We start from the raw sequence: 13,028 nt of genomic DNA on the forward strand, positions 1-13,028 counted from the left end.
GCGCCACGGTCGGCGGAGCGGGGGGTGCCACCGGGCGGGGTGGTGGCACCGGGAACCGACCGCTCGTGAGCGCGTGCAGTTGTTCGGCGTGGGTGCCGCGGCCCTCGTGCAGGACCCTCGGCAGCAGGTCGCCGAAGGCGTTGACCTCGCAGACCGTGAACCTGCGCCATCCCGGGGAGACCAGGAGGTCCACCCCGGCGTGCAGGGTCGAGCCGAAGACCCCGGCCGCCGCCTCCGCGGTGTCCAGGGCCTCCCGCCAGGCGCGCGGCCCCATGCTCGCCCGCAGCGCGTCCACGTCGCCGCGGGCGTTGCCCAGGTGCAGGTTGGTCAGGGGGGAACGTGAGGAGCGCACCACCACGTGCGTGGCCCGACCGGCGACCACCAGCACCCGCAGGTCCACCACACGGCCGTCCAAGCCCGCTTTGGGCAGCCACCGTTCCACGTGCAGACCGTCCGGGGCCAAGGCGTCCACGACCGCCGCCACCTCCGCGTCGGTCGTGTACGTGCGCAGCCGGAGAGCGTTGTACAACGCCACCGCACCGTCCCGACCACGGGTGAGTTCGGCGGAGGTCACCGCCTTGACCCGGCCCCCCGAACCGGTGGCCAGGGCGATCACCCCGGAGGCCGAGGAACCGTGCGCGGGCTTGACGAACACGCGGGGCATCCGCTGCTCGGCCATGCGTTCCCGCAGGGAGGCGTGGTCGGTGACCGGCCCCGAGAGCGCCGGCGCCACCGGCACCCCGGCCGCGGCCAGACGCGCGTGGCACCGCCGTTTGTCGCACATGTCGACCAGGTCGGCCGGGTCCTGCACGAGATGGGCCCCGGGTGTGGCGGCCACCATCCCGGCCAGGCGGTGCAGCGCGCGGACGAACCCACGGTGCTGGTCGGCGGTGCCCTCGGCCCGGTACAGGTCCGGGTCGCGCGTCCACCCCCGCAGCAGGCGGGCCGTAGCGACGTCCTCGCCGGGGGAGTCCACTCTGACCAGGGCCCCCACGGGCAACGTCGGCGTGGTCGACGGATCGGCCAACACGTGCCAGGGCAGCACCACCGGAGCCGGCCACCCGGCCTCGCGGGCGGCGTCCTCCAACAGGGCGCGGCGCCGGTTTCCGGGAACGCAGACCACGACCAGGGGTCGACCGGTCACGGCGGTGCTCACTCGGTGACGGAGGGGTAGTGGACGTCGTCCCCGTCCCCGTAGTGCTCGGGCTCTCGCCGGTCGGCGAGGTCCACGACGACACCCGTGCCGGCGAAGGCGTCCCGCACCCGCGCGCTCTGCTCCTCCGACAGGTAGTGGTGGTGCAGGTCGAGGCTCTTCAGGTGGGACAGGGCGGGGACCGAGGCCAGCAGGTGGTCGACGTCCCGGCCGCGCAACGTCCCCATGGACAGGTCCACGGAGGTGAGGCGTTCGAGCAGGGGCGACGCGACCAGGGCGCGCAGCCACAGTCCGGTGTCCTGTGCGTTGCGCAGACCCAGATGCCGCAGGTGGGGGACGGTCGTGCCGGTCAGCAACGGCTCCAGGTCCGCGGGGGCGGCGTCACCGCCGTAGTGATCCACCCCCAGCCACAGCTCCAGGCTCTCCAGGGCGGGGAGCCCCGAGGAGGCGACCTCGCGCACGACGCGTCCGGGCAGTCCGCCGCTCTGCAGGGTGAGGGAGCGCAGTTCCGCGTGCTCGGGTACGCGCAGGGCCAGGATGCTCGCGCCCTGGTAGGTCTCGCCGACCCCACGCACGGTCAGTTCCCTCAGACGCGGATAGGCGGCCAGGAGGGGCGCCAGATCCGTCTGCTGGATCCAGGAGATCTCGTTCTCCTCGACCGTGATGTCGCCGAAGAACAGCGAACGCAGCCCCGGGAAGGCGGCGGCGTGCTCGACCAGGGCGTCCCGCACGACGGTGGAGGGGACGTCACTGCCGTCGTGCAGCCCCCAGTCACCGATCACCAGCGCGGTGACCCGTGCCGTGTCCACCTCGGCGACGAAACGGCGCAGGTACGGGGCGAAGTCCTCGGCCCCCGGCTCCAGCCGCAGGGCCCACGCCACCGCACCGGGGTCGGTGATGGCCCGCTCCATACGCTCCCGGTGCGGTGTGGAGGTCGGGGCCTCCTCGCCCGCGCGCCGGGCGTGCCACGTGGCCCTCTGGAGACGGTGCTCCTCGGCCCCCGCCGAGAGGAAGTCCACCACGGGCAGCCCCGCGTACTCGGTCAGGTGTTCGCTGATCATGCGTGCGTCCTTCGGGGAGGCGAGGGGTGTGTGCGACATGTCTAGCACCGCGTGGGGACACTCGTGGAGGCCGCCGGCCCCTCGACACCATCGCGACGCGGGATCGGTGTCGCCCGACGTGGCGGCGTGGCCCACCGCTCCGTGGGACCGGGGCGGGCGGCCCGACCGTGTCCCGGCGCCGCGGCCCCGCGGAGCCGGGCCGTACGCGCCCGCCGGGACGTCGGTGGACGGTGCGTTCCGCCGTGGCCTCCTTGACTCCGGGACCACTCAAAGGCTCAGACTGGACTCGGACGTCAGGGGGCCGACATGGACGAACGGACCCGGCGCGTGCGGGCCGAATGGGACCGCCTCGCCGGCACCTACGACCGGGGGGAACGGCTCCAGCGCCTGCTCCTCGGAGGCTCCCGGGAGCGACTGTGCGCGCGGGCCCGGGGACGGGTACTGGAGGTGGCCGTCGGCAGCGGACACGATCTTGCCTACTACCCCGACGGGGTGCAGCTGACCGGGGTCGACCTGAGCCCGGTGATGCTCGCCCGCGCCCGGGAGCGGGCCCGTCGACGGGGACTCCGGGTCCGCCTGGTGGAGGGGGACGCCCAGGACCTGCGGTTCGCCGACGCCTCCTTCGACACGGTGGTCTGCGCACTGTCGCTCTGCGTCATCCCCGACCAGCGTCGGGCACTGGAGCAGATGTGGCGGGTCCTGCGCCCCGGCGGTCTGCTCCTGTTGGTCGACCACATCGAGTACGCCCGATGGCCCGGGCGGCGACGCGAGGCGCGGAAGGAGCACCCCCGACATCTACCCAGGTCGGTCGCCCGCGACGTGGGGTTCACGGTCGTCGAGCACGGACGGACCGGGCTCGGTCTGATCGAGTACGTGGTGGCCACCCGGGGGAGGTGAAGCGCGACCGTCACGGCGCTGCGGCGGGACAACTCCGGGGACCGGTGTGAAAGTGAGCTCATGGCCACACACAGTGAACTGAGGGATTTCTGGGAGCACCGCCTCGAAGGCGACTGGACCGAGAGCGGCGTCGGCTACCGCGCCCTCGGCCGACCCTTCAACACCTGGATGTACAGGGTGCGGGAAGAGGTGTTCCTCCGCGAGGTCGGCCGACTCGACCTCGGCGGCGCGCGCGTACTCGACGCCGGCAGCGGCACCGGCTTCTACGTGGATCTGTGGGACCGGCTCGGCGCCGGTCGGATCACCGGCTGTGACATGACCGACGCCGCGGTGGAGCGTCTGCGCGGACGTTTCCCTCAGCACCGCTTCGTCCGTCAGGACGTCTCCGAGCTGGACGGTTTCGAGGACGCGAGCGTCGACGCCGCCTCCTGCATGGACGTGCTCTTCCACATCACCGACGACGACCGCTACGCGGCGGCCTTCCACAACCTCGGTCGGGTGGTGCGCCCCGGGGGCACCCTCGTCCTCTCCGAGAACTGTCTGCAACGGCCCGAACAACGCGGCGAACACCAGGTCAACCGCACCCTGGAGACCATCACCTCGCTCGCCGACAAGGCCGGGTTCGACATCGTGCGGCGGGTGCCCATGCTCGTGTTGATGAACGCCCAGGTCGACGCCTCCCTGCCCTGGCGCAAGGTCTGGGGCGCGTTCCTGCGCGCCGTGACCGTCACCGCTCCCACCGGGTGGGCGGCCGGCGCCCTGCTCTACCGGGTGGACCGGCGGCTGGTCCGGGGCCGCCGCGAGAGCCCCACGACGGAACTGCTGGTGCTCCGCCGGCGCGAACGGGCCTGACCGGCTTCTGCCAGGGCGGTTCGTGGCGGGCGTCGCGCGGTGGAGGGGGATACGGTTGGACCACGACCCGTGCCGCGCCGGGCCCGAGGGGAGGCCCACGGCAGACGGCCCGTTCCGGGAGGCGACCGCATGCTGAGACGCACCACCGTCATGACCTGGGTCCGACGAGGACTCCTGGGTCTGTTCGCGACCCAGGTCGCCGTGGTCGCGGCCCTCATCGGGGTCGACCAGTGGCGGAAGAGGGTCCGGCCCCACCGGGCGAACTTCCCCCGCAGCGAGCCCGCGTCGCTGCCGGTGGGCGACAACACCGCCACCGTCTACACCTACGGTGCCGACCTGTTCGAGGACATGCTCGCGGCCATCCGCGGGGCCCGACGGCGCATCCTCTTCGAGTCCTACATCGTCAAGTCCGACGCCGTGGGCCGGGAGTTCAAGGCCGCCCTGATCGAGGCGGCCGAGCGCGGCGTCGAGGTGTACGTCATCTACGACGGCTTCGCCAACCTGGTGGTGCCCCGCCGCTTCTTCGACTTCCCGCCCTCGGTGCGGGTTCTGCGCTACCCCGCGTTCCGCCCCGGGGTCCTGCTGCTCAACGTCCGCAAGTCCGGTCGCGACCACCGCAAGATCCTCACCGTGGACGGTGAGGTCGGCTTCGTGGGCGGTTTCAACGTCGGCGCCACCTACGCCATCGAGTGGCGTGACACCCACCTCAGGGTGGCCGGTCCGGCCGTGTGGGAGCTGGAGAACGCGTTCGTCGACTTCTGGAACGCGAACAAGGCCGCGCACGAACCCGAACTCGACGGACTCGGCGAGGCCGAGTGGGACTCGCGCATCCGGGTCCATCGCAACGTGCCCGAGTTGCTCATCTATCCGATCCGGGCGATGTTCCTGGAGGCCGTCGACCGCGCCAAGGACAAGGTGATCTTCACCCAGGCGTACTTCATCCCCGATCGGGAGCTGGCCAACGTGCTCGTCGAGGCGGCCGGTCGCGGGGTGGACGTCAACATCCTGGTCCCGGAGAACTCCAACCACGTCGTCGCCGACTGGATGGCCCGGGGCCGCTACTCCGAGCTGCTGCGCGGCGGGGTGCGGCTGTGGTTGTACCAAGACGCGATGGTGCACGCCAAGACCGCCACCATCGACGGCCGGTGGAGCACGATCGGTACCGCCAACGTGGACCGACTCAGCCTCACCGGCAACTACGAGATCAACGTGGAGCTCTTCGACGAGGGTGTGGCCAAGCACCTGGAGCGGGTCTTCGAGACCGATCTCACCAACGCCCGCGAACTCACCGAGGAGGCGTGGCGCGACCGCCCCTTCATGGCCAAGTTCAGCGAGATCGTCCTGGCCCCCTGGCGGAACTTCCTCTGACCCCGCGGCGGTAGGGCGCCGGTCGTGCGCCACCGTCGAAGCGCCCGTGTGCGCGCTCGTCGTGCCCCCATGTCCGGGCGGTCGTCCCCTGTGGTCACCCGCCGAGTCCCGCGTGCGCCGCACTGTCGCCCCCGCCGGGCGGCGCCGCGAACGGAGACGGGGCCGCCGTCGCCGGGTCAGGGGCGACGGAGCCCCACCCGATTCCCCACCGGGTCCTTCGTGTACGGGTGACCGCCGCGTGGAGCGGGGCGCCCTCGCCGAGGTCAGGGGCGGAAGCACCCGGTACCCTCGCCGGCGGTGTCACCCGGACGGCCTACGTGGGGAACGGCCTGCCTCCCCGCTCGTCCCCGGGGGCGAACCGAGGGAACGTGCGGGGAAAGAGCGTGTCCGGCTGCGTCCGGCGGGGGCGTGGCCCGCCCCAGTGCTGGGGGCCGGGCTGGGGGTCCCTGGTGAGCGCCGCCGCGATCGCCGAGGGCGAGCCTCCCCGGTGCCGCCCTCGCGCCCGGTCGTCCTCCTCCTCGATGTCGCGTTCGGTCGCCTCGTCTCCGTTCGCCATCCGGTCACCCCCGTTCGACCCAGGTCCTGCACGTTCGGCCTGGTCGGCCGGGTTCCATGATCATGGTCGAAGCGTCCGGAACACCGTCCCGACACGAGGGGAGCGCCAACTCGCCGGTCGATTCGCTCCCGGACGCGCCGGCCGGTCGGGCACGGGGTCGCGTCGCCGTGAGTGGGGCCCGAGGCCCCGGCGGCGTGGTGGCGGGGCCGGGTCCCCGGTCGGTGGGGGCGCTCGCGGGGATCCGTGGGGACGTCGGCGGGGCGTCGGTACGTCCGGCGCAGAGGGGGAGAGCGGCCACGGCGACACCCCGAGCGAGGAGGTGTTCGGGCACTTGTGGTGACTTGGTCAGGAATAGACTGAATCCTGGAACGGCAAAACGGCGTGCACGCCACCCTTGGTCCACGGGTGACGCCCACGCCGTTCACTGCGGCCCCGGCAGGATTCGAACCTGCGGCACCCGCTTTAGGAGAGCGGTGCTCTATCCCCTGAGCTACGGAGCCATGGCGGTCGCCAGGGACGGATGTTACTCCGCCGCGGGGCCAAGCCTAACCCAGGATGGGCGTGCATGGGATGCCGATTGGTGTTCCCACGGTGCCGTGGGGGCACGCTGTGTGCGCGGCAGAGTACGCTGACCTACGATCGGTTGTCCTGGTGGCGGTGTGATGTTGTTCATGTCGCGTGTCGCGATGATGGCGATTTGAGCGCTACGGTCACTGTGGGTCGATGGGCGTGACGGCCATCGGTACCCGATGACCAGGGCTTCCATGAAGGGTCGAGCGGAGCGCTCCGAACGGGAGCGGCTCGGTACCCGCGGCCGTGACCGCCGGGCGGAACGGTCCAGTGTGTCCGCATGTGGACTTGTAGTACGTTGCCATGCGGCCACGAGTCGATGTTCGAGGAAAAGCAGCCGGAGGATCATTCGTGCCGTTCACTTCTGATTCGGCGCGGCGCACGTCCCGCGTGCCGGGTAGCGGGGTGCTGTCCGCCCTGAGCCCGATGCATCGGGTCCGGATGACGCAGGCGCTGACGCTCATCCTGGTCACCGCCCTGCTCGTCGTCCCGCTGCCGCCCACCGTCGTGGCGCCGGCCTCCGCCGAGGCCAGCCTGGAGGACCTCCGGGAGAACGCGGAGAACGCCTCCCAGGAGTTGGAGGAGGCCACCGACGAGTTCGTCGAGCGTCAGGAGGCCCTGGAGTCCGCCCAGGAGGACCTGGTCGGTACGCTCCACGATCTCCAGCAGATCGAGGTCGACCTCGGTGAGATGCGCGAACCGCTCGCCCGGTTGGCCAGCACCATGTACCAGCAGCCCGAGGCCGGGGTGCTCGGCATCCTCGCCGCGGGCGACCTCGACGACGACCTCCAGACGCAGTCCTACGCGGCCAAGCTGTCCGAGGACAACCAGGCGCTCATCCAGGACGCCACGGACATGCGCGAGGAGCAGGTGGGGCTGGCGGGCGAGGCCCAGGAACTGCAGACCTTCACGCAGCTCGAACAGGCGGAGCTCTCCGCCCGGGTCGACGATCTGCGCGCCCAGTCCGAGGAGAGCACCAACGCGCTCACCGACGAGTTGGAGTCGCGCGGACTGGACCCCGACACCTTCATGGCCGCCGCCGACTGCGACGCCTCGGCCGCGTCCAAGGCCGACGGCTACCCCAACGGACTGCTGCCCAAGGACTCGCTCTGCGAGTTGTACGACGGGCACTTCCTGAGAGCGGACGCCGCCAAGGCCTTCCTCGAACTCAACATGGAGCACGTCGAGGAGTTCGGCGAGAACATCTGCATCACCAGCTCCTACCGTGACCTGCCGAACCAGCATCGCGTCTACGGCGAGGTGGCGCCCGGTTTCGCCGCGGTCCCGGGGACGAGTAACCACGGTCTAGGGCAGGCGATCGACCTCGGCTGCGGCATCCAGAACTTCCGTTCCGAGAAATGGAACTGGATGGAGACCAACGGGGCCCGGTACGACTGGATCCACCCGGCGTGGGCCAAGTCCAGCCCGTTCGAACCCTGGCACTGGGAGTACGAGGGCTGACCCTCGTGTCGAACCCGGAGGGCGGCCCCGCGGGGCCGCCCTCGCGCGTGCGGGGACCGGTCAGGCGATGGTCTCCGGGGTGACCTCACTGGTGCAGTTCGGGCACTTGCTGGCCTTCTTGTTGATGTCGCTGAAGCAGTGCGGGCACTCGCGGGTGGTGGCTTCCTCCGCCTTGATGAACTTCTCCATGAGCTTGCTCAGCGGCAGCACCACGCAGAAGTAGAGGATCGCCGCCGTCATCAGGAACGAGATCAGCGCGTCGACGAAGGACCCGTAGAGGAACCGACTGCCGTTGATCTCGAAGTAGAGGTCTCCGAAGGTGGGCACACCCCCGAAGATGCCGAGCAGCGGGGTGATGAACCCCTCGGTGAACGCGGTGATCAGACCGGCGAAGACAGAGCCGATGACGACCGCGACCGCCAACTGCACCAGGTTGCCCTGGAGCAGGAACTTCTTGAAGCCTTCCATGAGGTGCCCTACGTGTTCGGTGGTGTTCGAGAGACGTCCGGGATGGGCGCCTCGGACAGCTTTCACCACCTCAAGTCATCGGTCAACCGCGGATGGTGACAGACAGTCGTGAACCGGTCGCGTGTCCGGCCAGGACCCGTGCCTGCTCCGCGGTGGCGGCGATGAGGATCAACGCGCCGCCCTCGCCGGTGACGCCGTCCTCCGCCGGAACCGCGAGCACCGGGCGGTCGTCGACCACGTCGACCGCGGGCCCCGCACGGGTGGGCGGGCCTCCCAGGTCGTCGGTGGCCCGGGCGGCCAACACGTCCACCCTGCTGCCGGGGGAGAGCAGCGCGACCGCCCCGGGGTCGGACACCCGCACCGGAACCGCCACCATGTCGGGGCCGTAGGGCGCGGCCGGTGGCGTGCCCAGGCGCGCGTCCGTGAGCACCTCGCCGGCGCGTACGGGGGCGTTCGGAACCAGCCCGGTGGGCGGGTCGTCCGGTGTGAGGACGCCCTCGGGGAGCAGTCGGTCCGGAAGGGTGCGGCCGGTGATGTCGGACTCGCCCAGGGGACCCGAGGCGTCCAGGTCCCGGGCGGCGACCCACACCTGTGTGGTGGGTTCGGGCGGCGGCCGTAGGACCAGCACGGCGCCGATCGCGGCGAGGGCGGTGAGGACGGCGGCCACGGGTCGCCGGTACCGGTCCAGCAGGCGCAGGAGACCGCGACGGTGGCGGTAGGGGGCGTCGGTCATGCGTTCAACGCTAGGCCGCCGTGCCGGGCTCCGGCGGGTTGTCCACAGGGTGGATTCTCACCGGGTGCCGGGTGCCGGGTGCCGGGTGCCGGGTGCCGGGTGCCGGGTGCCGGGGCGCGGAACGGAGCGGGGCCGCACGCGCGAAAGCGCCGCCGGAGAGTCCCGGCGGCGCGGCCACGGTCAACGGAAAAGAGGTGGCTCAGCTCGTGCTGCTGCTCGCGGTGGTGGTGGTACTGCTGCTGTTGCCGGTGGTGCCGCCGGTGCTCTTACCGCCCTTGGCGGCGTCGCTCCCGGAGGAGGCGCTCGCGGCGGCGGAGTCACCGGACTTGGCGGAGTCGGAGGACTTGCCGTCCTTGCCCTCGGAGGAGTTCGAACCGCTCAGCGTCGAACTGTTGGAGGTGTTCGAGCTGCTGTCGGTGCGGTAGAAACCGGAGCCCTTGAAGACGATCCCCACGGCCGAGTACACCTTGCGCAGGCGTCCCTCGCACTCGGGGCAGACCGTCAGCGAGTCGTCGCTGAAGCTCTGCACGACCTCCATCTGCGCTTCGCACTCGGTGCACGCGTACTGATACGTAGGCACTGTTCCGGGTCCTCCTTGCTGGCACTCTCGCCCGTTGACTGCTGAATAGTACGCGTTCACCGGCCACGATCGCGACCGCGCCTCGTCCGAGGCGGTCAGCGGGAGGCGGGGCGCCGTCGCGCGCACCCCCGTGACGACACGACCGCATGCGACAACGCCGCGGCCCGACCGCTTAATCCCGGGCGCGTCTTCGGCGCCGGGCCCGGCCGCGCTCAGCCCGTGGTGGGCCACACCCGGTCGTTCGGGGCGAACACGTGCAGCCCGGCGCCCGGGGTCACCACACCGTCCACCGGCCGATCGTGCGGCTCGGTGGGCACCGCACGGACGAACTCGTCGTCGTGGACGACGGCGATGGCCGGGGTGTGCGGGCCCTTGTGGGCCAGGGCCCGGTCGTAGCACCCGGCGCCGCGCCCCAGACGCATGCCGTGCGCGTCGACCGCCAGTGCCGGGCAGATCACCGCGTCCGCGTGGCCGAGGACCTCCGCCCCGTGGCGGTGTCCGGTCGGTTCCACCAGGCCGTGCCCGGCCGGGGCGAGGGAGTCGGGCCCGTCGAAGGAGGCCCAGTCCAGGGTGCCGTCCGGGAGGAAGATCGGCAGCAGGACGTACGTGCCCCGCTTCCACAGCGCGTGCACCAACCTGCGGGTGTCGGGTTCGCCCCCGACCGAGTAGTAGCAGGCCACGGTGCCGCCCATGGCCAACCAGGACAGGTCCATCAGGGTGTCGCGGACCGCCGCACCCACACGGTCGCGCTCCTCCGCCGGCCGCGACCGCCGCTCGGCGAGGACACGCTCGCGCAGCGCGCGTTTGTCGACCCGGTCCGGGCCGTTCGGATCACCCATGCGCCCCAGTGTGGCACCGGACGACGCCCGCTCGACCGCGTCCGTCCCGCAACCCGGGTGAACTCCGGGTGGCGAACGCGGCGCCGTCACCCGAAAGCACGGGGACTTCTCGTCGCCACGCTCCCCGACCGAGCACGAGAACGGCCCGCTCTGCCCTAAAGTGCCTGTCCATGAGCGCCGACACCGACCAGACGCGTCCCCTGACCTCCTCCCCCGTGACCAAGGCGGTCATTCCGGCGGCGGGTCTGGGCACCCGCTTCCTGCCCGCCACCAAGGCCACGCCCAAGGAGATGCTGCCGATCGTGGACAAACCCGCGATCCAGTACGTCGTGGAGGAGGCGGTGGCGTCGGGGCTCCACGACGTCCTCATGATCACCGGACGCAGCAAGCGCTCCATCGAGGACCACTTCGACCGTGCCTACGAACTGGAGGAGGCCCTGGAGGCCAAGGGCGACGTGGACCGGCTCCTTTCGGTGCGCGAGTCCAGCGACCTCGCCCAGGTCCACTACGTCCGCCAGGGAGAACCGCGCGGGCTGGGACACGCGGTGCTGTGCGCGGAGGCGCACGTCGGCGACAACCCCTTCGCCGTCCTCCTCGGCGACGACCTCATCGAGACGGCCGATCTCCTGCGTCGCATGATCGAGGTGCGGCGCGAGCACGGCGGGAGCGTCGTGGCGCTCATGGAGGTCGAGCCCGAGCAGGTCTCCCTCTACGGTTGCGCCGCGGTGGAACCCACGGGGGAGGACGACGTGGTCACCGTCACCGACCTCGTGGAGAAGCCCATCAAGGAGGAGGCTCCGAGCCGCTGGGCGGTCATCGGCCGTTACGTGTGCGACCCCGCCGTCTTCGGTGTGCTGCACCGCACCCCGCCCGGCCGCGGCGCCGAGATCCAGCTGACGGACGCCCTGCTCGAACTGGCCCGGACCGCCCCCGAGGAGGGCGGCGGCGTGCGCGGCGTCCTGCTGCGGGGGCAGCGCTACGACACCGGCAACAAAGCCGAGTACATCCGCACCGTGGTGGAGTTCGCGTGCCGCAGGCCGGACCTGGCCGAGGAACTCCTGCCCTGGCTCCGTGAGTTCGTCGACCGTCAGGACGGCGCCGCCCGGGGCTGACCGGCCCCGCTCCGGGCGCGTCGCCCACGTCAGTGGTCACAATGGGAGTGGGAGCGGCCCGTGGGAGAGGGACGTTCCCCGCGCGCACCACGACCCGGAGGGACCCCATGAAGAGCGTCGAACAGCACGTCTCCGATCTGCTGGCACTGGTCTCGGTGCCCGAGGCGACGGAGCTCGACCTGCTCCGGGCCCACGGGACGGTGTTGGCCGGGCCCGTGGTCTCCGAGGTGTCCCTGCCCGGCTTCGACAACTCCGCGATGGACGGCTACGCGGTCCACGCCGCCGACCTGACGCAGGCCTCGCCGGCCGCTCCGGTCCGGCTCCCGGTGGTGGCCGACATCCCGGCGGGCGACCCCTCCCCGACCGCGATCCGCCCCGGCATGTGCGCCCGCATCATGACCGGCGCGCCCATGCCCACGGGCGCCGACGCCGTCGTCCCGGTCGAGTGGACCGATGGCGGGAGCGTGCAGGTGCGCGTCGAGCGCCCCGCCGCCCCCGGCGGGTTCGTGCGTCGGCGCGGCGAGGACGTGGAGGAGGGGGTGACGGTGCTGCGGGCCGGCACCCTCATCGGCGCCGGCGAGATGGGGGTCCTGGCGGCGGTCGGGCGCCGTACCGTGCCGGCCCGGCCCCTGCCCCGGGTCGTGGTCCTGTCCACCGGCGAGGAACTGGTCGAACCCGGACGTCCGCTCGGCCCCGGCCAGATCTACGAGTCCAACAGCTACATGATCGCGGCCGCCGCCAAGGAGGCCGGGTGCGAGGTGCACCGCCACGGGTTCGTCGGCGACGACCCGGCCGGGGTCCAGGACGCCCTGGAGGGGCTCCTGCTCCGCGCCGACATCGTCGTCACCACCGGCGGCGTGAGCATGGGTGTCTACGACGTGGTCAAGGAGGTGCTCACCAGGCAGGGCACCGTCGAGTTCACCTCGGTGGCGATGCAACCCGGTAAGCCGCAGGGCTACGGCACCATCGGCCCGGACAAGACCCCCATCATCACGCTGCCGGGCAACCCGGTGAGCGCCTTCGTCTCCTTCCAGATGTTCGTGCGGCCGGTGCTGCGCAAGCTGCGCGGACTCGACCCCGCACCCCTGCCCGGTGTACGGGCCCGTCTGTCCACCACCGTCACCTCCCCGCAGGGGCGCCGTTCGTACCTGCGCGCCGTGGTGGCGCCCGCGGAATCGGGCGCCGAGGTCGCGCACACCGTCGCTCCGGCGGTCCGACAGGGATCACACCAGTTGTCCGCGCTCGCCGACACCAACGGTCTCCTGGTCGTTCCGGAGCAGGTCACAGAGTTGCCGGCCGGATCGATCGCCGACGTCCTCGTCCTTCCCGGGCACTGATCCGGGGCGGACGCGGAGCCGTTGTCACCGCAGAGGAGTAC

At 71.6% G+C, this 13,028-nt stretch carries 13 protein-coding genes and 1 tRNA gene; 6 read left to right on the top strand and 8 right to left on the bottom strand.

Features of this window, described 5'->3' with window-relative positions; genetic code table 11:
• Both DSY14_RS11275 and DSY14_RS11280 read right to left on the bottom strand, forming a co-directional pair.
• Nucleotides 1-1,156: STM4014 family protein (locus tag DSY14_RS11275; protein WP_374224001.1), on the bottom strand; the 1,156-nt coding region annotated here is incomplete at its 3' end.
• A complete protein-coding gene (locus DSY14_RS11280) occupies nucleotides 1,153-2,214 on the bottom strand; it encodes an STM4015 family protein (protein ID WP_211716457.1) in 1,062 nt (353 codons plus the stop codon). The genes DSY14_RS11275 and DSY14_RS11280, both read right to left, overlap by 4 nt.
• Before the next feature lie 306 nt (nucleotides 2,215-2,520).
• Here DSY14_RS11280 and DSY14_RS11285 point away from each other — a divergent pair, with 306 nt between their 5' ends.
• From DSY14_RS11285 to DSY14_RS11295, 3 genes are all read left to right on the top strand, one after another.
• Complete coding sequence (locus DSY14_RS11285) at nucleotides 2,521-3,111, top strand: class I SAM-dependent methyltransferase (RefSeq protein ID WP_211716458.1); 591 nt, start codon at nucleotides 2,521-2,523, stop codon at nucleotides 3,109-3,111.
• Between the two features lie 60 nt (nucleotides 3,112-3,171).
• Nucleotides 3,172-3,963 (top strand): bifunctional 2-polyprenyl-6-hydroxyphenol methylase/3-demethylubiquinol 3-O-methyltransferase UbiG, encoded by a 792-nt coding sequence (locus DSY14_RS11290; RefSeq protein WP_211716459.1) that lies wholly within the window; start codon nucleotides 3,172-3,174, stop codon nucleotides 3,961-3,963.
• A 129-nt stretch (nucleotides 3,964-4,092) separates the two neighbouring features.
• The gene (locus tag DSY14_RS11295; protein WP_211716460.1) at nucleotides 4,093-5,331 is read left to right on the top strand and encodes a phosphatidylserine/phosphatidylglycerophosphate/cardiolipin synthase family protein; all 1,239 of its coding nucleotides are present in this window, start codon (nucleotides 4,093-4,095) and stop codon (nucleotides 5,329-5,331) included.
• Nucleotides 5,332-5,644: 313 nt separating this feature from the next.
• On the opposite strand, the gene DSY14_RS11300 is transcribed toward DSY14_RS11295, so the two are convergent.
• Complete coding sequence (locus DSY14_RS11300; RefSeq protein WP_211716461.1) at nucleotides 5,645-5,887, bottom strand: calcium-binding protein; 243 nt, start codon at nucleotides 5,885-5,887, stop codon at nucleotides 5,645-5,647.
• Between the two features lie 427 nt (nucleotides 5,888-6,314).
• A tRNA-Arg gene (locus DSY14_RS11305) sits at nucleotides 6,315-6,387 on the bottom strand.
• A 421-nt stretch (nucleotides 6,388-6,808) separates the two neighbouring features.
• Here DSY14_RS11305 and DSY14_RS11310 point away from each other — a divergent pair.
• A complete protein-coding gene (locus DSY14_RS11310) occupies nucleotides 6,809-7,918 on the top strand; it encodes a M15 family metallopeptidase (RefSeq protein ID WP_211716462.1) in 1,110 nt (369 codons plus the stop codon).
• A 60-nt stretch (nucleotides 7,919-7,978) separates the two neighbouring features.
• On the opposite strand, the gene DSY14_RS11315 is transcribed toward DSY14_RS11310, so the two are convergent.
• From DSY14_RS11315 to DSY14_RS11330, 4 genes are all read right to left on the bottom strand, one after another.
• Nucleotides 7,979-8,386, bottom strand: coding sequence for an MscL family protein (locus tag DSY14_RS11315; RefSeq protein WP_211716463.1), 408 nt, complete (start codon nucleotides 8,384-8,386; stop codon nucleotides 7,979-7,981).
• A gap of 82 nt (nucleotides 8,387-8,468) precedes the next feature.
• A complete protein-coding gene (locus DSY14_RS11320; RefSeq protein ID WP_211716464.1) occupies nucleotides 8,469-9,119 on the bottom strand; it encodes an SAF domain-containing protein in 651 nt (216 codons plus the stop codon).
• A 199-nt stretch (nucleotides 9,120-9,318) separates the two neighbouring features.
• Nucleotides 9,319-9,699 (bottom strand): FmdB family zinc ribbon protein, encoded by a 381-nt coding sequence (locus DSY14_RS11325; RefSeq protein WP_211716465.1) that lies wholly within the window; start codon nucleotides 9,697-9,699, stop codon nucleotides 9,319-9,321.
• A gap of 212 nt (nucleotides 9,700-9,911) precedes the next feature.
• On the bottom strand, nucleotides 9,912-10,538 hold the full coding sequence (locus DSY14_RS11330) for a 5-formyltetrahydrofolate cyclo-ligase (RefSeq protein WP_211716466.1): 627 nt from the start codon (nucleotides 10,536-10,538) through the stop codon (nucleotides 9,912-9,914).
• Nucleotides 10,539-10,708: 170 nt separating this feature from the next.
• Here DSY14_RS11330 and DSY14_RS11335 point away from each other — a divergent pair, with 170 nt between their 5' ends.
• The gene (locus DSY14_RS11335) at nucleotides 10,709-11,650 is read left to right on the top strand and encodes a UTP--glucose-1-phosphate uridylyltransferase (protein WP_211716467.1); all 942 of its coding nucleotides are present in this window, start codon (nucleotides 10,709-10,711) and stop codon (nucleotides 11,648-11,650) included.
• Nucleotides 11,651-11,757: 107 nt separating this feature from the next.
• On the top strand, nucleotides 11,758-12,987 hold the full coding sequence (gene glp / locus DSY14_RS11340; RefSeq protein WP_211716468.1) for a gephyrin-like molybdotransferase Glp: 1,230 nt from the start codon (nucleotides 11,758-11,760) through the stop codon (nucleotides 12,985-12,987).
• The last annotated feature ends 41 nt before the right edge of the window (nucleotides 12,988-13,028 follow it).

The sequence above is a fragment of the Nocardiopsis sp. MG754419 genome, from assembly GCF_018207095.1.
Taxonomy (GTDB): Bacteria; Actinomycetota; Actinomycetes; order Streptosporangiales; family Streptosporangiaceae; genus Nocardiopsis.

What these genes read in the sequence shown, in the direction of transcription:
- glp (WP_211716468.1), top strand. Translation starts at nt 11,758, where the DNA reads ATGAAGAGCGTCGAACAGCACGTCTCCGATCTGCTGGCACTGGTCTCG.
- DSY14_RS11330 (WP_211716466.1), bottom strand. Translation starts at nt 10,538, where the DNA reads ATGGGTGATCCGAACGGCCCGGACCGGGTCGACAAACGCGCGCTGCGC.
- DSY14_RS11300 (WP_211716461.1), bottom strand. Translation starts at nt 5,887, where the DNA reads ATGGCGAACGGAGACGAGGCGACCGAACGCGACATCGAGGAGGAGGAC.
- DSY14_RS11290 (WP_211716459.1), top strand. Translation starts at nt 3,172, where the DNA reads ATGGCCACACACAGTGAACTGAGGGATTTCTGGGAGCACCGCCTCGAA.
- DSY14_RS11285 (WP_211716458.1), top strand. Translation starts at nt 2,521, where the DNA reads ATGGACGAACGGACCCGGCGCGTGCGGGCCGAATGGGACCGCCTCGCC.
- DSY14_RS11335 (WP_211716467.1), top strand. Translation starts at nt 10,709, where the DNA reads ATGAGCGCCGACACCGACCAGACGCGTCCCCTGACCTCCTCCCCCGTG.
- DSY14_RS11320 (WP_211716464.1), bottom strand. Translation starts at nt 9,119, where the DNA reads ATGACCGACGCCCCCTACCGCCACCGTCGCGGTCTCCTGCGCCTGCTG.
- DSY14_RS11295 (WP_211716460.1), top strand. Translation starts at nt 4,093, where the DNA reads ATGCTGAGACGCACCACCGTCATGACCTGGGTCCGACGAGGACTCCTG.
- DSY14_RS11280 (WP_211716457.1), bottom strand. Translation starts at nt 2,214, where the DNA reads ATGATCAGCGAACACCTGACCGAGTACGCGGGGCTGCCCGTGGTGGAC.
- DSY14_RS11315 (WP_211716463.1), bottom strand. Translation starts at nt 8,386, where the DNA reads ATGGAAGGCTTCAAGAAGTTCCTGCTCCAGGGCAACCTGGTGCAGTTG.